General features: G+C 65.4%; 14 protein-coding genes and 1 pseudogene. 9 read left to right on the plus strand and 6 right to left on the minus strand.

Features of this window, described 5'->3' with window-relative positions; translation table 11 throughout:
- Positions 1-135: 135 nt before the first annotated feature.
- The 9 genes from LDO13_RS18025 to LDO13_RS18065 all read left to right on the plus strand — a co-directional run bounded on the left by LDO13_RS18025 (position 136) and on the right by LDO13_RS18065 (position 10,873).
- Positions 136-789, plus strand: a complete 654-nt coding sequence (locus LDO13_RS18025; RefSeq protein ID WP_224048021.1) for an acetyltransferase — start codon at positions 136-138, stop codon at positions 787-789.
- A 118-nt stretch (positions 790-907) separates the two neighbouring features.
- Positions 908-2,464: an oligosaccharide flippase family protein gene (locus LDO13_RS18030; RefSeq protein ID WP_224048022.1), complete on the plus strand. Its 1,557-nt coding sequence runs from the start codon at positions 908-910 to the stop codon at positions 2,462-2,464.
- Entirely contained in the window at positions 2,461-3,771 is a 1,311-nt protein-coding gene (locus LDO13_RS18035; protein ID WP_224048023.1) for a glycosyltransferase, read from the plus strand. The genes LDO13_RS18030 and LDO13_RS18035 overlap by 4 nt, the downstream gene beginning before the upstream one ends.
- A gap of 5 nt (positions 3,772-3,776) precedes the next feature.
- On the plus strand, positions 3,777-4,664 hold the full coding sequence (locus tag LDO13_RS18040; protein WP_224048024.1) for a DUF6492 family protein: 888 nt from the start codon (positions 3,777-3,779) through the stop codon (positions 4,662-4,664).
- Positions 4,661-5,932: a glycosyltransferase family 1 protein gene (locus LDO13_RS18045; protein WP_224048025.1), complete on the plus strand. Its 1,272-nt coding sequence runs from the start codon at positions 4,661-4,663 to the stop codon at positions 5,930-5,932. Before LDO13_RS18040 ends, LDO13_RS18045 begins: the two co-directional genes overlap by 4 nt.
- Complete coding sequence (locus LDO13_RS18050; RefSeq protein WP_224048026.1) at positions 5,929-7,371, plus strand: O-antigen ligase family protein; 1,443 nt, start codon at positions 5,929-5,931, stop codon at positions 7,369-7,371. Before LDO13_RS18045 ends, LDO13_RS18050 begins: the two co-directional genes overlap by 4 nt.
- Positions 7,359-8,195, plus strand: coding sequence for a chain-length determining protein (locus tag LDO13_RS18055; protein ID WP_224048027.1), 837 nt, complete (start codon positions 7,359-7,361; stop codon positions 8,193-8,195). The genes LDO13_RS18050 and LDO13_RS18055 overlap by 13 nt, the downstream gene beginning before the upstream one ends.
- Positions 8,192-9,544 (plus strand): exopolysaccharide biosynthesis GT4 family glycosyltransferase EpsE, encoded by a 1,353-nt coding sequence (gene epsE, locus LDO13_RS18060; RefSeq protein ID WP_224048028.1) that lies wholly within the window; start codon positions 8,192-8,194, stop codon positions 9,542-9,544. The genes LDO13_RS18055 and epsE overlap by 4 nt, the downstream gene beginning before the upstream one ends.
- Before the next feature lie 294 nt (positions 9,545-9,838).
- A complete protein-coding gene (locus tag LDO13_RS18065; RefSeq protein ID WP_224048029.1) occupies positions 9,839-10,873 on the plus strand; it encodes a hypothetical protein in 1,035 nt (344 codons plus the stop codon).
- Positions 10,874-10,893: 20 nt separating this feature from the next.
- On the opposite strand, the gene LDO13_RS18070 is transcribed toward LDO13_RS18065, so the two are convergent.
- From LDO13_RS18070 to LDO13_RS18095, 6 genes and pseudogenes are all read right to left on the minus strand, one after another.
- The gene (locus tag LDO13_RS18070; protein ID WP_224048030.1) at positions 10,894-12,354 is read right to left on the minus strand and encodes a glycosyltransferase family 4 protein; all 1,461 of its coding nucleotides are present in this window, start codon (positions 12,352-12,354) and stop codon (positions 10,894-10,896) included.
- A 272-nt stretch (positions 12,355-12,626) separates the two neighbouring features.
- Positions 12,627-13,937, minus strand: a complete 1,311-nt coding sequence (locus LDO13_RS18075; protein ID WP_224048031.1) for a M18 family aminopeptidase — start codon at positions 13,935-13,937, stop codon at positions 12,627-12,629.
- Between the two features lie 39 nt (positions 13,938-13,976).
- Positions 13,977-14,887, minus strand: a pseudogene (locus LDO13_RS18080) (intradiol ring-cleavage dioxygenase).
- A gap of 292 nt (positions 14,888-15,179) precedes the next feature.
- Positions 15,180-16,616: an amino acid permease gene (locus LDO13_RS18085; protein WP_224048032.1), complete on the minus strand. Its 1,437-nt coding sequence runs from the start codon at positions 16,614-16,616 to the stop codon at positions 15,180-15,182.
- Between the two features lie 264 nt (positions 16,617-16,880).
- The gene (locus LDO13_RS18090) at positions 16,881-17,624 is read right to left on the minus strand and encodes a response regulator transcription factor (protein ID WP_224048033.1); all 744 of its coding nucleotides are present in this window, start codon (positions 17,622-17,624) and stop codon (positions 16,881-16,883) included.
- A 14-nt stretch (positions 17,625-17,638) separates the two neighbouring features.
- Positions 17,639-18,964, minus strand: a complete 1,326-nt coding sequence (locus LDO13_RS18095; protein WP_224048034.1) for a histidine kinase — start codon at positions 18,962-18,964, stop codon at positions 17,639-17,641.
- Between the last annotated feature and the right edge of the window lie 23 nt (positions 18,965-18,987).

Raw genomic sequence — 18,987 nt, forward strand, 5'->3', positions numbered from 1 at the left:
GGCCGCCTCCGGCCGGATTGCCGGGTCCGCTGGCGCACGAGGGACGTACGACGGAGAGCTGGCAGCATCCGAGCCTGCCGGAACCCGGGTTCTGATGCTGCCGGACGTCGTCGACAGCAGCCGGGCGGTGACCCGGTGAGCGAACTCCTATTGATCGCAGCGAGCGGTCTGGCCCGCGAAGTGCTTGCCACGGTGCGCAGCAGCGGGCAGTACGACGTTGCCGGCTTTCTCGACGACGAGATGTCCGGGATCGACGTCGACGGCGCCCCGGTCCTGGGACGCATCGATGACGCGGTCAATTATGCGCACGCGTTCGTGCTGGTCTGCCTGGATTCCGGCCCGGCCCGGAAGACCGTGGTGGACCGCCTGGCCGCCATGGGTATTGCCCACGCCCGCTACGCCACGGTGATTGACCCGTCGGTCCGGATACCGGAAGGGTGCCGGATCGGCCGGGGCAGCATCCTGCTGCGCAACGTCACGCTGACAGCCTCCGTCACGTTGGGCTCGCACGTGGTGGCCATGCCGTCGGTAACGTTCACACACGACGACGATGTGGCGGACTTCGCGACCTTCGCCGCCGGAGCGTCGCTGGGCGGCGGCGTCCGGATTGGCACGGCGGCTTCCCTTGGGATGAATTCCAGCGTCCGGGAACGCACCTCGGTGGGAGCCTTCGCCACCGTGGGGATGGGCGCCGCGGTACTCAGTAACGTGCCCGACGGCGAAACATGGGTGTGCATGCCGGCCCATGCTATCGACCGGGGGTCCTTCTGCATCGGAAGTGGTAAATGAACCCGGGACTGGGTGCACAGGCCGAGGGCGCGTTTGAGACGGCATACGCCGATTTCCCGGGCTCCCGCCAACGTTCGCTCCATCCCGCAGCGCTACCTGGGGGCAAGGTGAGCACCGCATGACCGTGAATTCCAGCAAACACCGGGCCAGGAAGGATCAGTTGCCCATCCTGACCACACACCCCGAAGCGGAATCCAACCTCACGGCATCGGTGAGGCGGGGTGCCATCTGGTCCGCAGGAGCCACGATTTTTCTCCGCCTCGGCAATATCCTCCTTATGGCGGTGGTCGCCCGGATTGTCTCCCCTGAAGAACTGGGCATCTTCGCCCTGGCCGTCACGGTGCACGCTGTGCTCGTCACGATGGCTGAACTTGGCGTTGCCAGCGCCATCGCCCGGTCAGACCTTGATGTGGACAAGATTGCACCAACGATTGTCACTGTCTCAGTTGTGAGCAGCTTGGTCCTCGCGGCCCCGATGGCTGTCTTCGCGGATCAGATCGCCCAATTTGTCGGCAATGAAGATGCCGGTACGGCGTTAAGAATCCTCTCGATTGGCGTCGCCCTAATCGGACCCTTGGCCGTACCCGGAGCACTGTTGCAACGCGAATTCAGGCAAAAGATCCACTTCTGGGCGTCAGCGGCCGCGTTCATTCCTGGCAGCGCCACGTTGATTGTCCTTTCCATCTTGGGAGACGGGACAGAGGCGTTCGCATGGTCCAGAATCGTTGGACAGTTGGTCACGGCCGGAGTCATCCTCGCTTGTTCCTCCCGCTTGTACCTACCCGCACTCAACACTTCCCTGCTGCGACCGCTCCTCGCCTTCGGACTGCCGCTTGCAGCGGCTAATCTCCTGAGCCAGGTCCTGCTAAACGCAGATTATGTCTTTATTGGACAACTCTTGCCGGCAGCAGATCTCGGAATCTACTTTCTTGCCTTCGGCATCGCGATGTGGCCCACGTCCGTGATCGGATCCATGCTCAACAGCGTGGTTCTCCCTGCAGCGTCCGGGGTCCTGCGTGACGGAGGCGACGTGGCGGTGGCGATGGTGCAAGGCGCACGGACTATATCGCTGGTCGTTTTCCCTTTGGGTGCGTTCCTTTTTACATTTGCAGATCAACTCATCTTGACCATCTATGGACCGGCCTGGGTTTCCGCCGGTCCAGTGCTGTCGATCCTGGCGGCCTACGGGGTACTCTTCGTTTTTGGGCTGTTTATGGCAAACATCATGATCGCCATGGGTAAAACAGTGATCCTTTTCGGCGTCCAGGCGGCAGCCCTCGCCGCCCTCATCCCGGCACTTTGGACGGGCATAACCCTCTGGGGCCTTGAGGGCGCCGCCATCGCCCACATCGTGGTCGCCGGTGCCGTCACTTCTCCGGTCTACCTTCTGGGCCTTCGCCGATCTTCGTCTCTCCGTCTCAGCGTTCTCTTCAGGGCCATTCGGGCTCCGGCACTGTCAGCAGGAATCACGGCCGTCATCGCATGGATTATTACCCTCCCCTTCCGAGGCACGGGGCTATCCCTCCTTGTTGGCGGATTCGTGGGCTTGGTTGTCTACACCCTGCTGAACCGCCAGGCCCTGGCCGACCTGCTACCCGGTACGGCAGGAGGCCTTCTTCGGGGCCCCGCATTCCGTCCAACAGCTTGGCTAACCCTACGGAGGAAAAAACTGTGAGAAACAGCTTCTATCCCAGGGTTCGAGATACTGACGATGCGCTCAGGGAAAGCGTGCGAAACCAGGAATCTCGGGGCGTCACATCAGCCCGGAAGCGTCCCCTGCGAATCGGCATCGGCCTTGCGGGAATGCAGTTCGGTGGCTGTCAGATCAATGCACTCGATCTTGCTAAGGAGCTGACCCGACGGGGACACCAGGTGGTCGCATTTGCAGTTCACGATGCGCCTCTGATCTCAGTGGCACCCCTGGCGGACAAACTGGGCATTCCGCTGCATATCCTGCCCGCCGAGAAGAACCCGTTTCTGCAGGCGCGGCATGTGGCCACGCTCGTCAGCGATCATCGACTGGACATCGTCCATGTCTTCGGAGCCTGGCTCGCCCAGCCGACCACGCTGGCGCTATGGTCACGGCCGGAAACAGGGCTCGTGGTGACCAATTGGACAATGGACAATTTCAAGGGCCTGCCACCGATGACACCCCTGATCCTCGGAACCGAGTCGTTACGGGAGGTGGCGGCCCGCGCGGTGCGCTCAGCACCGGTGTGGCTGCTCGAGCCCCCCGTCGACACGACCGCTGACCAGCACGACGAGCGGGCGCGTGCCGCGTTTCGGGACCAGTGGTCCGTGGGCGGCACCACGACCTTGCTTGTCATTGTTTCCCGCCTGGACTTCGATATGAAGGCCGAGGGGATTGCCCATGCGATTCGGACGATGGAGCTTTCGCGGGATCCGGCACGTCAGCTCGCAGTGGTTGGTGGCGGCGACGCCCAACACGCGCTTACCCAGCTGGCGGACGAGGTGAACACCGCTCTCGGTTGGCGCGCCGTGGTGATGACCGGACCTTTGGAAGATCCCAGTCCGGCCTACAGTGCCGCCGACCTCGTCCTTGGCATGGGCGGCGCGGCTCTCAGGGCCCTCGCTTTCCAGAAGCCGCTAGTGGTACTCGGTGAAGGTGGATTCTCGAAACCGTTCACCCCCGAGACGGTTGGCTACTTCCTGCATGAGGGCTTCTACGGACGCGGCAACGTCGACGATCCAGTCAGCTCCTTGCACACGAGTATCGTGTCCACGCTCGCACTCGCCCGGTCCAGTGATCTTGCCCAGTGGGGGCGCCAAATCCTGTTGACCCGTTTCTCGCTTTCGAGAGCGGCCGACAGACTGTTGACGTTTTATGACATCGCCCTCGAGCGAACCACCAGTTTTCGCCGGGCGGCGGACGCAACATACGTCTCAGGCCGATACCTTGCGGGACGCTCGCGTCACGCATGGCAGGCCGTGAAGGGGAGGCATCAGTGGCGACCGGAATGAAGCGCATGGCCGTTGTCACGCCCAGTTACGGGCCGGACAGCGAACTCTGCCGCGACCTGAACCGCTCCGTCCTGCGGTGGACTCCGGAGGACGTCCGGCACCACATCATTGTGCCCAAGCAGGACATGCCAGTCTTCCGGATGCTCGCCAATGACCGGACCATCATTCACGACGACAGGGAATTCCTGCCCTCAACGATCCGTCGGCTGCCGCTGCTGAACATGTGGATCAATACGCGGCGGCCCTGGCATCCCGTGCGTGGCTGGATCACACAGCAGCTGATCAAACTCGCTGCCGCGGCGGCCCTTGACGCTGATGCGGTGCTGCTCATGGATTCGGACATGGTGCTCGTGGCCCCCACCGACCTGGAGTCGTTCCAGCATGACGGCACCCTTGAGCTCTACAGGCAGCCCGGTGCCGTCCACGCGGGCCTACCCCGGCACCGCCAATGGCTGGAGTCATCGCACGGTCTTCTGGGCCTGGACGAGCCCGGGCCTGAGGACCTCACTGACTACATCTGCTGGCCCTGCGTATGGGACCGGGAAACCGTGCGGTCCCTGCTCCGGCGCGTGGAGGATGTCCAGCAGATCCCCTGGCAGACTGCCGCGGCTTCGCAGCTCCACTTCTCCGAAATGATGCTCTATGGCGCCTATGTTGACGGCGTTCTTGGCGGATCGCCAGCGACGACTTCGTCAATGAACAGTGTTGCCTACTCGGCAGAAACACCGTTGGATCTCGACGAGATCAGCGCGCTGCTACGCGGCGCCGGTACCGTGCAGTCCGTGATGATCTCGGCGAAGTCCGGGATCTCCTACGACGTACGGGCGCAGGCCCTGCAGGAATTCGCGGACTTCGTGTCCGGCAGTGGCAGCAAAACTGGCGGTGCAGGATGACGGCGATCCAGCACCGCGTCAGCGGGTTGTTGAGGGTTCTGAAGACCCAGGGGACGGCCGGCGTGGCCACGGCTGTGGCGAAACGCCTGGTGGACAGAATCAACGAACGCGTGGACCTGGCAGTTGCTGAACTGCCGGTGCGTCCCGAGGACCTCGCCGACTCCGGTGCCCTGCTGCCTGCCGCAGCGAGGGCTGCCGGGGGAAGGAAAATGCGGATCGGCTGGGTCTGCGCGCCACCATCGGCCGGTTCAGGCGGCCACACCACGCTGTTCCGGATGGTTGAAATCGCCGAGCAGCGGGGCCACGAGTGCACCTTGTTCCTCTACGATAAGAATTCCGATGATGTGTCCCGGCACGAAGCTGTCATCAGGGAGCACTGGACGGGCTTGAAGGCGGGCGTCCACAGCGCGACTGCCGGTATGGCCGGCATGGACGCGGTTGTGGCCAGTTCCTGGGGGGCCGCCCACGTGGTGGCCATGCGTGCCCCGACAACGGCCAGCAGGTTCTACTTCATCCAGGACTTCGAGCCCTACTTCTACCCGAGAGGGGCGCTCTACAGCTTCGCCGAGGACACGTACCGGTTCGGATTCACCAATATCGCGCTCGGCGAGATGATAGCGACCAGGCTCCGGACGGAAGTTGGCATTGAACCTGACGTCGTCGTGCCCTTCGGCTGCGACGACGTTCAGTACAGGCTGTTGCCACGGGACGACTCGGCAGCACCACGCTCCGGCGTGGTTTATTACGCGAAACGCAGCGTGGACCGCCGGGGGTACCTCTTGGCCAAACTCGCCCTCGAAGAGTTCCATAGTGAGCACCCCGACCAGGAGATCCACGTGGTCGGCGACCGCGTTACAAACTGGTCCGTTCCGGTCACCAACCACGGGTCCCTGACCCCAAAGGACCTGAACGTTCTCTACAACCGGACCATTGCCAGCCTCTCTCTGTCCTTCACGAACATCAGCCTTGTCCCGGAAGAGCTGATGGCAGCAGGAAACGTCCCGGTGATGAACGACCACGAGTTTTCCCGGGCGGTCCTGGACGCCCCGCACGCCATCTGGGCAAAACCCACACCCCGGGCGATCGCCCGTGCGCTGTCCAACGCCGTCACGGCCCCGGATATCGACGGGCGGGCCCGGCTCCTCAGCGCGCCGGGCGGCCGCGGTTGGACAACCACGGCAGTGCTGGTGTCCGAGACTATCGAGGCGGTCTGCGCAGAGCCAGGCACCAGCCGGCCCGAAGCCCGGGAACTGGGAGCGCACAAATGAGCCGGACAGTCGAGGACGGGCCCGGACGGTCCGCCCGCGGACGCCGTTCCAGTCTGCCTGCCGCCGTCCAGGCAACGACCGGGGTTCCGTTCCTTATTCGCGCCATGGCTATTTGCATCTTCTTTTTCCCGTCCTCAATGGTGTTCAAACCCATTGGGGCCGCGGGGACGGTACCAATGATCCTGGCCGTCGTTGTATTTGGGCTGTGGGTTTGCAGCAGCATCTTTGGCCTGCATGATCCGCTCCGGGTCAGGCATCCCGGCCGATTGGCTGTGGGCGTCCTCTTCCTCGCAACCAGCGCGTCCTATGTGGCCCTGTACGCCGGCATCACGGGCGGCAGCACGGAAGTGGCCCGCGCATCCGGTGACCGGTGGATGATCCTGTTGCTGGCCAGCTCAGGCATCGTCATTGCCCTGGGCGAAGTCGTGCGGACCATGGACGACGCCATTGTCTTCATCCGGGCGCTGCTGGCCGGCGCCATGTTCTGCTGCCTTGTCGCAGCGGTGCAGTTCTTCTTCCATTTCAACCCTATGGAATGGTTCCGCATCGCGATGCCCGGCTTCGACTATAACGGCGGCGACACTCCGTTCCAGTCACGTGGAGCCCTGCTCCGCGTTGCGGGCAGCACGTTCCACTCCATCGAACTGGCCGTGGTGTCGGCGATGCTACTGCCCCTGTCGATCTGGCGTGTGATCTACGATCGGCACAGGCCACTGATACTTCGGTTGCTGGGGCCCTCACTGCTGATCTTCGCCATCGCATCCACAGTGTCCCGCTCCGGGATCCTCGGGCTCATAACAGGTCTGGCGATGTTCATTCCCCTCCTTCCGCGGACGCCCCGGCTGTGGGCCCTGCTGGCGGCACCGCTGGTCCTGGGAGCCCTCTTCCTGGGCGTGCCGGGGCTGGTCAGTACGCTCACTTCCACTGTGACGTCGTCGGATTCCGACCCATCCATCACGACCCGGACCAACAACTTCCCTCGAGTCGAGGCGATGGTATCCGACCGCCCCTGGCTGGGCCTGGGCCCGGGCAACTACGTTGCGGATTCGGCGATACACATCCTCGACAACCAGTACCTCAATGCGGCCGTTACGCAGGGCCTGGTAGGGCTGGTGGCCATTACCGTCTATCTCGTTTTGCCCGGCGTCAGCAACATCATGGCTGCGCGCAGCACTCGTGATCCCCAGCTCAGGTCACTGGCCGGTGCCGTGGGGGCCGGAGCCATCGTCGCGGGTGTCTGCTCCCTGACGTTCGATTCAATGTCTTTCCCGGTCTTTGCCCTCACCTACCCGGTCCTCGTGGGATTGGGCGGCGCCGTGTGGCTGATGATCAGGAACGAGACAAAGTCCGCCGTGCGAGACGAGTCATACCTATCCCTGCCTGTCCCAAACGTAGGAGCAGGCCGACCCCCCAAAGGAGAAGGCCCATGGATCCGATAGCAGTCTTCCGGACGATATGGCAGCACAGGATTGTGGCGATTCCGATCGTCTTGCTGACCGCTCTGGCAAGCATCTACGTCTATCAGTTCGCGCCCCGGTCATACGAGTCGTCCGCGACCTACGCCATGATCAATCCGGACATTCCAAGCGAGTTGGATGTGGTCAAGAACCCGCAACTGGGCGACCTCAACCCCAAGAACCCCTACTTGCGTTCATCGGATCCCTCCCTGATTGTCCAAGTCATGCTGACGAAGATGAATGCGACCTCAACGGCGGACCTGCTGGCCTCCCAGGGTCTGGGCGATCACTACACCGTCAGTCGGGGTGTCGGCGGTATCAACGGCTTCCTGGTGGACATAACCGGCGAGGGTGAATCACCGGAAAAGTCCATAGCCACAACGCTGGCCCTGGGTAAGCTCCTGCAGCAGTACCTCTACGATGCGCAAAAGGTCAATGGTGCCGACGATGCCTACCTCTTTTCCTCCATCGTGGTGGCCACCCCTGATAAAGCAACGGAACAATTCTCCAGCAGGCTTCGGGCACTCATCGTCGTTTTATTGTGTGGCGCGGTGTTGATGTTCGGTGCCGTGTCGGTTGCCCGTTCGATGGCCGTGTCCAGGGAACGGCGGAAGCTGCTATCAACCAAACCGGAAGGACGGGCCAACAGTCGGCGGGGACCAACGGTGGACAGGTTCCGGGACGAACAGACAGGTCCGTCGAGCCCCGCGGTGATGGGCCCACACTTTGACGGAGGACACAGCCAGGACGAATCCAAAAACCCAAAGGCAGCGCGGGAACACCGTCTGGCCGGGGTCAAGAGATGACAGAGGTGACTGCGGAGGATCCGGTCCACCTCGGATACCTTGTCCCTGAATTCCCGGGGCAGACGCATGGTTTCTTCTGGCGTGAAATCGGCGTCCTAAGACGGCTCCGCATCCAACCGGACATCGTGTCCACACGACGCCCCCGTAATGGCTCCGCCAACCAGGAGTGGGGTGGGCTGGCCGAAAGCCTCACCACCTACCTGGTGCCGTCCTCCCTGCCGGAACTTGTGTCCATGGTGCGGGAGCTGCTGACGCCGGGTCCCAGCCACATGGCGGAAATCATCCGGGCAGCCAGTGAGATGTCGGGGCAACGGCTCCGCCCGTTCCCCCGACCTCGCCACTTCCGCGCCCTTGCCAGGCAGTTGGCCTGGATTGCCCTTGGCGCCCGGCTTTCGGGCCTGGCCCGGGAGCGTGGCTGGCAGCACGTCCACGTCCATTCCTGCGGCAACGCCGCAAACATCGCCCTGTATGCCCATCTCCTGTCCGGCCTGCCGTACAGTCTGACTCTGCACGGACCCCTTGACGATTACGGCCCCAACCAGGCGCCCAAGTGGGCCAATGCCGCTTTCTCGATCGTCATCACCGACGCATTGAACGGCGAGGTCAGGCGGTCCTTGGGAGCGGCAATCCCGCGGCACATTGCAGTCGCCCCTATGGGCGTGGATGCCGAAGAGTTCAGCAGGGCAACCCCATACGCACCCCGGCGCGGCCAGGAAGCCTTTCGGCTCTTCTCTTGCGGCCGCCTCAATCCCAGCAAGGGCCACGACGTGCTTCTCGCCGCAGTCGCGGAAATGCTGCGGGACGGTGCCGACGTCGAACTTACGATTGCCGGGGAGGATGAGTCCGGCGGCGGCGGATACCGTCGCGAACTGGAACGCCTGATTGACGTTCACGTCCTTCAGCACCATGTCCGGCTCCTCGGCGCTGTGCCGGCCTCACGCATCCGCCAGGAACTCGACCGGTCCCACGCCTTCGCTCTCGCGAGCCACGCAGAGCCTCTCGGGGTAGCCATCATGGAGGCGATGTGCATGGGGGTTCCGGTAGTGGCAACAGCTGCTGGAGGGGTCCCTGAGCTCGTGTTGGATGGCACCGGGTTGCTGGTCAGTCCCGGGAATCCGAAGGAGCTGGCCGGCGCCCTCATGCGGCTGATGACGGATCCGGAACTGAGCGGTGCCCTTGGCGACGCCGGCCGTGAGCGGGCCACGACCGCCTTCGGGCACCGCCGGAGCGCAGAGGTCCTGGTGCAACTGGTCCGCTCAGAGATCGCCTCGAGGGCAGAGCAGCCCGAAGTTGGAGCCGGCGCAGGCCACCCATCGCATTCCGCTCATTTTTTCAGAGCCGCAGGGTAATCGAGTCCGGCGCATCAGCAGGGAGTTGAGATGTCCACACATCCCCGAGGAGTAACGGCCGCCAAGAGCCCCCAATCCCGGAGAGTAGCGCAGACAGCCATCGCCGGACTTGCGCTAGCGGCGACGCTTAGCGCCTGCCAGGCCTTCGAGGTGGCGCCGGCGGACACTTCCGCCACGTCCCTGGCAGAGCTTCCACGGATCCCCTGGGAAGGAGGACCGGCGTATTTTGACCAGTTTGCCAGAGCGTCTGCCGCCGGTTGGAATGATCCCGCATTTTTTCCCATCGCCGTCTTCATGGGCAAACCTGAGCACGCCCCCCAGCTAAAAGCTGTGGGCATCAACACGTACATGGGGGCTGAGCATGACGGCTCGGCGCTGTCGACCATCACGGACGACGGACTCTTCGTCCTCGCCCAGGACGAATGGTCACCCGCCGAGGTGGGAGATGACGGTCGCGTCGTCGGTTGGTTCGTGTCTGACGAATGCGACATCGGGCTGGGCTGCACAGGGGCGGACGCCGCCGCAAACCTGGTCGACCAGCAGGGAAAGGTCGCCAGGACCCGCGGCCTCAACGACGGGCGCTTCGCCATGGCCAACTACTCCAATGGCGTTCTGGACACCTACTGGGCCCAGGGTTCAATGGCGGGGCTGATGGAGGTGGTTGACGTTGCCAGCGTGGACAAATATGCGTATACCAGTCCCTTCGTCGATGGCCAGATCGTCCATTCGCCGCATTGGCCCGAAGGCGCCAAGCCAGCCACCTCAGCCGCATATGGCTGGTTGCTGGACCGGATGCGGTCGTACCAGGACCCGGCTGGAACACACCCCAACTGGATTTTCGTCGAGTCGGCCATGCCGCTCCTGACGGACCAAGGCTCATTGACCATCTCCGTGGAACAGTTGGAAGGGGCTGCCTGGTCGGCCATCATTCACGAGGCGAGGGGATTGGCGTACTTCCAGCACAACAACGGCTCACGATGCGGTTTTTACTCCCTAGTGGACTGCGATGCCGAACGACTCAGCGCTATCCGGGCCATCAACAAGGGCATCACGGCCCTCGCCCCGATCCTGAACACGCAGTCGTATCAGCACAGGTTCAACACCACCACGGAAACCATGCTCAAGACGTACAAGGGGTCCGCCTACATCTTCGCAGGCATCGGCCTGGGGCAGTCACCCGGCGCCAAAGCCTTCGCCCTCCCGGCGGGAGTCACCGGTTCAACCGTGGAAGTCGTTGGTGAAAACCGGACCCTAAGTGTTGTGGACGGATCCTTCACCGATACCTTCGCCAGTGAGTTCTCCCACCACACGTACAAGGTGGCCATCTAGGAACGGAGCAAGACCGCCGGTCACTGTGCGGGCTGTCGCAGGCTGATGGGATCTCCAAGGGCGGCGGCTTTAAGGACGTCCGCGTGACGCCTCAGGCACAGCACGCCGTCGAATCTCGCCGCGGCCTCCGCTGCAAAGCCTCCAGCTGTGCGGTCCGTCATTTGATCGCGGGTAAACGAGACCATTGCCTCCACCAGCTCGTCCTCGTTGGTCTGGCGCTGGAATCGCGCCGCAGTCATGCTTTCCCAGTCCACTTCCAGGGGGTTGCCAAGCGGGTTGGGGACAAGCCGCCCCCATTCCGGGCGGTCGGCCAACTGTTCAACGGCACCGCCCACATCACTGATGATTACCGGCACGCCAGCCACCAGGGCCTCCATTGACGAAAGGGCCCATCCCTCGAAAAATGAGTCCAGGACGAAGCCGTCGGCTGCTGACAGCAGGACGCGCGGATGAGGCGAATGATCCCGCAAGTGCAGCCGGTCCCCGTTCTGCATCCTGTCCTTCAACCCCACCACCTGCCCCGCATAGGCCGTGTCGTCGGGGCGCCCGCAGATCAGCAGGTGGGCTTGGGGGACCGTGCCTGCAACCCGCGAAAACGCCGAGGCGAGGCCGTACGTGTTCTTCTGAATGCAGTGGCGTGACAGGGACAGGAACAGATATTCGTCATTGAGTCCGAGTATCTTCCGGGCCTGTTCACGTGGCACCGCCTGCTGACGGTGCGCCGGAAGGCCATTGGGGATGGTCACCACAGAGGCCGGATCGCAGCCGCTGTGGATGGCCAGGTACTGCCGGCGGACCATTTCGCTGACGCTCACCAGCCCTGCAAGTAATTGACGGCGTCCCGCGACTTCCGACGTGGCCGCGTTGAACTCGTTATGCATCCCGTGCAGCGTCTCTATGGCAGGCACCGAACACCTTGCTGCCGCCTCGAGAACCCAGTTGGGGGCGCCATGGATACTGAGCACGTCGGGTTTCCAGTCCCGGATCCAAGCTTCGCAGTTTTCCCGGCCCACACTGGCGATTTCGATGCCCTCCTTCCGGAGGACCTGTCCCAGGCGCCCAAGAGGAGTCGCGCGATCCCTGGGAGTATGCAGGACTGCCACACTCAGGCCGAACTGCGGCAGGCCCCGAGCCAGGAATCCGACCACCTCGTCCATGCCACCGGCATCCAGCGTTTCGGTCGCGATCAGGCACCGGACATTTGCGCTGCCCTGATCCTGGCCGTGCGGAGGGTTTGGGGGATGAGCCACTTCAGCCGTGACCGGGTCGGGCCACTGTATTTGCCCCTGAGTACTGGCGGGGACGAGCGGCTTGGCCCAGTCCTCCACCGGCGCAATCTCCAGCGTGAGGGACCGGCTCAGGTGCCCCCGCACCAGCTGCCTGACCCCGGCGGGTACGAGCGTGGAATGTCGCTGCATGAACAGGAAAGTTCGGGTAACGAGTTCGCGCCCGAGCCTCCGGGGATCGTTTAGCTTGTTCACGGGATGTGTCGTCCCTCCCACTCGTTGGGCCGGATGGCGCGCCGGCGTCCCGGTAAAGCGAACAGTGCGTGGCCCCCCGGCGTCCGGTGCAGAAGCCGGGCCACGCACCGGACCAGCCGGTTTACCGCTTTGCAGTCCGGAACCGGGGGCTGCACGCGAAGCTGGCCTCTGTGTCTGACAACCGTAGACACGCCAAACCCCTGTTCATAGCTGTAGTCACCGGGGTCTGTGGGTATCCGCACCAGGTATGTGGTGCCCGCCGGAACGCCAGGCTAGGCAGCAGTCCGGAAGAACAGTTCGGTCACCTTCGCCAGCCGGTAGGGGTCCTCGACGCCGCAGAGTTCACGGGCGGAGTGCATCGAGAGCAGGGGCACGCCGACGTCGACCGTCCGGATGCCGAGGCGCGTCGCGGTCAGCGGACCAATCGTCGAGCCGCACGGCATCACGTTGTTGGAGACGAACTCCTGGTACGGGATGCCGGCGTCCGCGCACAGCCGCGCCCAGAGGGCGGCGCCGGTGGCGTCCGTGGCGTAGCGCTGGTTGGCATTGATCTTCAGCAGCGGCCCGCCGTTCAGGGCCGGCCGGTTGGCCGGATCGTGCCGCTCGGCGTAGTTCGGGTGGACGGCGTGCCCGGCGTCGGCGGACACACAGAACGACGCCGCGAAGGCCTGCCGCCGCTGGCTGGCCGAGGCCCCCAGACCGTCGGAAATGCGCACCAGAACGTCCTCGAGGATGGGTCCGCTCGCCCCGGAACGGGAGGCGGAGCCGATCTCCTCGTGGTCGAACGCTGCCAGCACGGCAATCGGCGTCCCGGCCGGCACGGGAGCGGCGGCGTGGTTGATCAGCGCCGCGAGCCCGGCATGGGTGGCCGAAAGGTTGTCCAGCCGGCCGGAGGCGAAGAACTCGCCCTTCGCGCCGAACACGACAGGGGCCTGGGTGTCTGCGATCACGACGTCGTAGCCGCCGATCTTCGCAGCGTCCACGTCCGCGCCGGCCACCCGGTCCGCCAGCAGCCCCAGCAGGTCTTCGCCCGCCGGATCCCCGAGGCCGTAGACCGGGTTCATGTGCTGCTGCTTGTCCAGGGCCAGCCCGTCGTTCACAGCACGGTCCAGGTGGATGGCCAGCTGCGGGAAGCGCAGCAGCGGCCCGGTGGCGGTGAGGTGCTGGGTGCCGTCCAGCATCACCAGCCGCCCGGCGAGCTGCAGTTCGCGGTCCAGCCAGGAGTTGAGCAGCGGCCCGCCATAGACCTCGACGCCGGCCTGCAGCCAGCCGAACCTGCCCGTGGTGGGTTTGGGCTTGAGCTTGAACGACGGCGAATCGGTGTGGGCGCCCAGGATGTGGAACCCCGTGGTGGGACCGGCCGACGCCGGCGTCACCCAGGCGATGATCGCGCCGTCGCGGATCACGTAGAACTTCCCGCCGCCGTCGCCCGCATCCCAGGGCTGCAGTTCATCCAGGGCCGTGAAACCTGCCTTGTCCAGCCGGCGGGCGGCCTCGTGGACTGCATGGAAGCTCGACGGCGACGCGGTGACATACGCGCCGAGGTCCTGGATGTGGGCTGCGGCGTTGGGCTGTGAAGGCATGGCTCCGAGTCTAGCGCCGTGCCGTCGGCTGGAAGGGCTCTACACGGTGACGTTGAGTCCGGCCGTGTACCCGCCGGATACCGAACCGGCCATCGTGGCGAGCTGGTAGATGCCGCCGTCCTCGCCGAAGACGTTGTCAGACTTCAGCGTGGTCCGCGGGAAGTTCCGGGCGCTGGCTTCGTAGCCGGCCGAGGCGTAGACGTCCTTGCAGGCGGCGTCCGTCAGCGCGATCTGGGACACCGCGAGGACCTGGCCGGCCGCCGTCGCGTTGTCCATCGACTCGAAGACTTCGAAGTGGATGTGCGGCCAGCGCCCGCTGTAGGCGCCGGGGAAGATGGTCCGGAAGGTGACCTGGCCGTTGGCGTCGGCCTCCTGCACGCCGCGGAGGTAGTTCTCGTTCTTGAGTCCGGCGTCGTACATGGAGTATTTGCCGTCCTTGTCGCAGTGCCAGGCGTACACCGCAGCCCCGGCCAGTGGCGCGCAGCCGTTGGCGTTGTCGAGCAGGGTCAGCGTGACGGCGAGAGGCACTCCGCCGGCCGTGGTGCTGGAGGTGCCGAAGCTGGAGGTGATGTCCTGCCGGACCACGCCCGAGGCCGCCAGCACATTCGGGCCGTTGGAGCCGTCGCCGGGGTAAGGTCCGGTCCGGCGGTCTCGTGGGGGATTTCGACGCCGCACTCGGCGATCGCGCGGGTCAGGGTCGGCGAGGCGGAGGCCGTGCCGGAGGCTGTGGCGGCTCCGGAGGCTGCCGGCGTCGACCCGGCCGTGGCTGCGGACGTGGCGGGCGCGGCCCCCGTGGAGGAACCGCCCGGCGTGCAGGCGGCGAGGGCCGCGGCCGTGCCGGCGCCGAGGAACAGGCCAAGCGAGCGGCGGCTCATGAGCGTGGAGAGGTCGAATTCCGGGCCGCGGTCGTGGTTGGGGTGCGGTTCGTGCGGCGGCGGCGTTGAAGTCATGCGTCCATGGAACACCGACGCACTATGCCCTGGCTAGGGCCTTCCTGTGAGCATGCTGTGGTTCGAGCCGGAGCCGTCCCGGCCGGCGGCTGGGCGCCGGACATGCCCTCCCCGGGCTGCCAAGGCTGGGCATGTCCCGCCGACCCGCGGGACATGCCCTCCCCTGGCCGCGCCGGGTGGACATCATGCCATCATGTCCACCGCAGAGACCCAGGACTGGACATGTCCCGTGGTGCGGACTCGCCAGTGGCCCCGGGCCGTGTGCCCGGGACTGGGCATGTCCCTGCGGGAGCTACGACGCCGGGCCGGCACCCACCGTGGCGTCTTCTGCCGGCGCTACGGCGGAGGCATCGCCCGGTTCACCGGTCGCACTGGCCTTCGCGCCGTTCCTGCGGTAGCGCCAAACGCCGACACCGACCACGACGGCCGCGAGGGCCAGGGAGAGCAGCAGGGATTCGCGCGTGGAATCCAGGAACACCATGCCGACCAGCAGCGCGACGATGCTGACGATCGCCACCCAGGTCAGGTACGGGAAGAGCCACATTTTGAGCTGCAGGTCCTTGGCCGCGGCCCCCATGCGGCGGCGCAGGATCAGCTGCGAGCCGGCGATCACGAGCCACACGAACAGGGCGATGGCACCTGAGGTGTTGACCAGGAACAGGAACACGGTATCCGGGGCGATGTAGTTCAGGCCGACCGTGATGAAGCCCACCACGGTGGAGGCCAGGACTGCGGCGGCCGGAACGCCGCGCTTCGAGATCCGCATCCAGGACCGCGGCGCGTCGCCGCGGCGGGAGAGTGAGAACAGCATCCGGCTGGCCGTGTACAGGCCCGAGTTGAGGCAGGACAGCACGGACGTCAGCACCACGATGTCCATGATGGTGCCGGCGCCGGGGATGCCGTACAGCTCGATCACGGCCACGTACGGGCTCTTGGCCACGGAGGCGGAGTTCCAGGGCAGGAGGGTGACCACGATCGCGATGGAGCCGATGTAGAAGACGAGGATCCGCCAGACGGTCGACTTCACGGCCTTCTTGACTGCGTCGACGGGGTTCTCGGATTCACCGGCCGCGATGGTGGCGATCTCGGCGCCGAAGAAGGAGAAGACCACCACGAGGATCCCCGCCAGCACCGCGCCCGGACCGTTGGGCATGAAGCCGCCGTTTTCCAGCAGGTTGCTCATGCCGGGGGCAGGAACGCCCGGGATGAAGCCCAGGATCGCCGCGACGCCGAACAGCAGGAACAGCACGATCGCGGCGACCTTGATGGAGGCGAACCAGAACTCGAACTCACCAAAAGACTTCACCGAACCCAGGTTGGTCAGGGTCAGCAGGACCATCAGGAGCAGCGCCCAGACCCACTGGTCGATCCCAGGAACCCAGCGGTGCATGATCGCCGCGCCCGCGGTGGCCTCGATGCCCAGCACAATGATCCAGAACCAGGCGTACAGCCAGCCGATGCTGAACCCTGCCCAGCGGCCCAGGGCTTTGTCAGCATAGGTCGAGAAGGATCCTGTCTCCGGGTTGGCCGCAGCCATCTCACCCAGCATCCGCATGACGAGAATGACGACGAGTCCTGCCGCCGCGTAGGCAACCAGGATGCCGGGTCCCGCCTGCTGGATCGCCGCGCCGGAGCCGACGAACAGTCCGGCGCCAATCACGCCGGCGATGGCGATCATGGACAGATGCCGGGGTTTCAGGGATTTGGAGAGCTGTGGGTCAGCCTGCATGAAGCGCCGTCCTTCGTGGATTGTTCGGCCCGCGGGTGGAGCATAAAAGTTGTGTGGCGGACCACATTGACGTTTCACCCTAGACCGCGCGGGGAACCGCCCGTTCTGTGCAATCCCACAAATGACGGACGGGCAATCCGGGCACAGCTCCAGAAATGGGGCCTATGAAGCAAGGGAAGTTGCCTCACAGGCAATTCTCAAATGTGCCTGAAACCACGCCTTCAGACTCGCCGCGCGGGCCAGCCGGCCGCACCGGCCCCGGGATCAGTAGTCCGGATTGCTGGGCACCACCAGGCCGGTCTCATACGCGTACACAACGGCCTGCACCCTGTCGCGCAGGTGCAGCTTGGTGAGGATCCGGCGCACGTGCGTTTTCACGGTGGCTTCGGAGAGGAAATACCGGTGCGCGATTTCGGCGTTGGAGAGCCCCTCGGCCATCGCCCCAAGCATCTCGGTTTCGCGCGGGGTCAGGTCCTCCAGCAGGGGATCCCCGGCCGCCCGGACGCCGCCGGATGATGCGGAGGATTCTTTGCCCGTGGCGCTGCCGGCCGCTGCCCCTGGACCCGCCCCTCCGCCACGGACATAGGTTTCCAGGAGCCGCCGGGTGATGCGGGGTGCCACCACCGCGTCGCCGCTCGCCACCACCCTGACGGCGCTGATCAGCTCGGCAGGCGCCACGTCTTTGAGCAGGAAGGCCGAGGCCCCGGCCTGGAGCCCGGCGAAGGCATATTCGTCGAGGTCGAAGGTGGTGAGGATAATGACTTTCGCGCGGGCACGTGCGGTGGTCAGGGCACGCGTGGCCTCGATCCCGTCCAGCACCGGCATCCGCACGTCCATCAACACGACGTCGGGCGCGAGGAGTCGGACCTGGTGCACCGCCTCCGCACCGTCGGACGCCTCGCCCACAATTTCCATATCATCCTCGCCCTCCAGGATCAGGCGAAAGCCCATCCTCAGCAGCGGCTGGTCGTCCACCAGCAGGATACGGATCGGTCCGTTACCGCTCACCGGTTCCCCCATACTCATGTGCCCTCACTTTCGTTGTCGCCGTTCCAGTGCAGCACGGCGTGCACGCGCCAGCCGCGGTCGGAGCTCCGTCCGGCCTCCACTGTGCCCGCGTAGATCCGGGCCCGCTCCAGCATGCCGGCCAGGCCCCGGCCGGAGCCCACGGACCGTGAGGAATCCCGTGCCGCCGCGGCCGCGCCGCCCGCGTCGACAGAGCCCCGGCCGTCGTCGACGACGTCGATGGTGACGGTGGATCCTTCCCGGGCAACGGCGACATCCACACGGCCCAGCGAACGGCCGTAGCGCAGCACGTTCGTCAGTGACTCCTGGAGTATCCGGTACACCGTCAGCTGGAACGCGGCGTCGTCCGGCAGCGACGGTCCGGTGTGCGTATAGTGCAGCGGGAGCCCGGCGGCGCGGAAGCCCTCCAGCAACTTGCCCAGGTTGTCCCCGGCCACGAGCGGTTCCCGCGGGGCCCGGCCGATGGCCGAGTCGTCGCGGAGCACGCCGAGGACGCGCCGCATGTCCGCCAGCGCGGTGCGGCCGGTGCGGGAGAGTTCCCCGAGGACGTCCGCCGCCCGCGCCGGGTCCTTCTTGACTACGACGGCGGCCCCGTCCGACAGGCTGACCATCACCGTCAGGGAGTGCGCCACGATGTCATGCATTTCCCGGGCGATTCGGTTGCGTTCCGTGACGGACCCGAGTTGCGCGGCCCTCGCGGCCCAGGCGGCAATCTCATGCTCATGCTCGCGCCGCTGCCGGACCGAGATGCCAATCCCGGTGGCAATGACGTTGGAGAGGGCGATGCTCACGGCGGCCGCAATGCTGGTGATGAGCTGGAAGTTCTCGGGCGTGTTGACTCCCATGTCCGGCAGCCGGCCATCCAGCGGGCCGACTGCCAACCGGAGGTACAGGAACAACAGCGGGGCCGTGGCGGCCGCAAGGGTGGCCAGCGCGAAACGCCGGCTTCGCACCACCGCGACGGCGTAGAGCGCAAACCACAGCCCGGCGGAAACGTTGGAGCCCCACGGGTGAAGCAGCGTCACGCCCACCTCGAGCAGTGTCACCACTACCACCACGGGCACGGGGTGGCTCCGCCGGAACGACAGTGCCGCCGCGGCCGCCGCGAGCAGCACGGCGACCGGCCAGACGCCGTCGCGCATTGACTCCGCGGCGGTGGGGGTGACCAGCAGCAGATAGCAGACCACGACCACGGCATCCATGGCCCGCGGGTGCTGGAACAGGTAGCGCCGGACAGGGCCCCGGTGCCGGGCGGTGATTTCGGCGAAGGACGCGTCGGCCTGGCCGGCCGGCGCGTCCCTCACTGCAACTGCATCGATCATGCTCTGAGCCTAGACGGTGGGCG

The sequence above is a fragment of the Arthrobacter sp. NicSoilB4 genome (assembly GCF_019977335.1).
Lineage (GTDB): Bacteria > Actinomycetota > Actinomycetes > Actinomycetales > Micrococcaceae > Arthrobacter.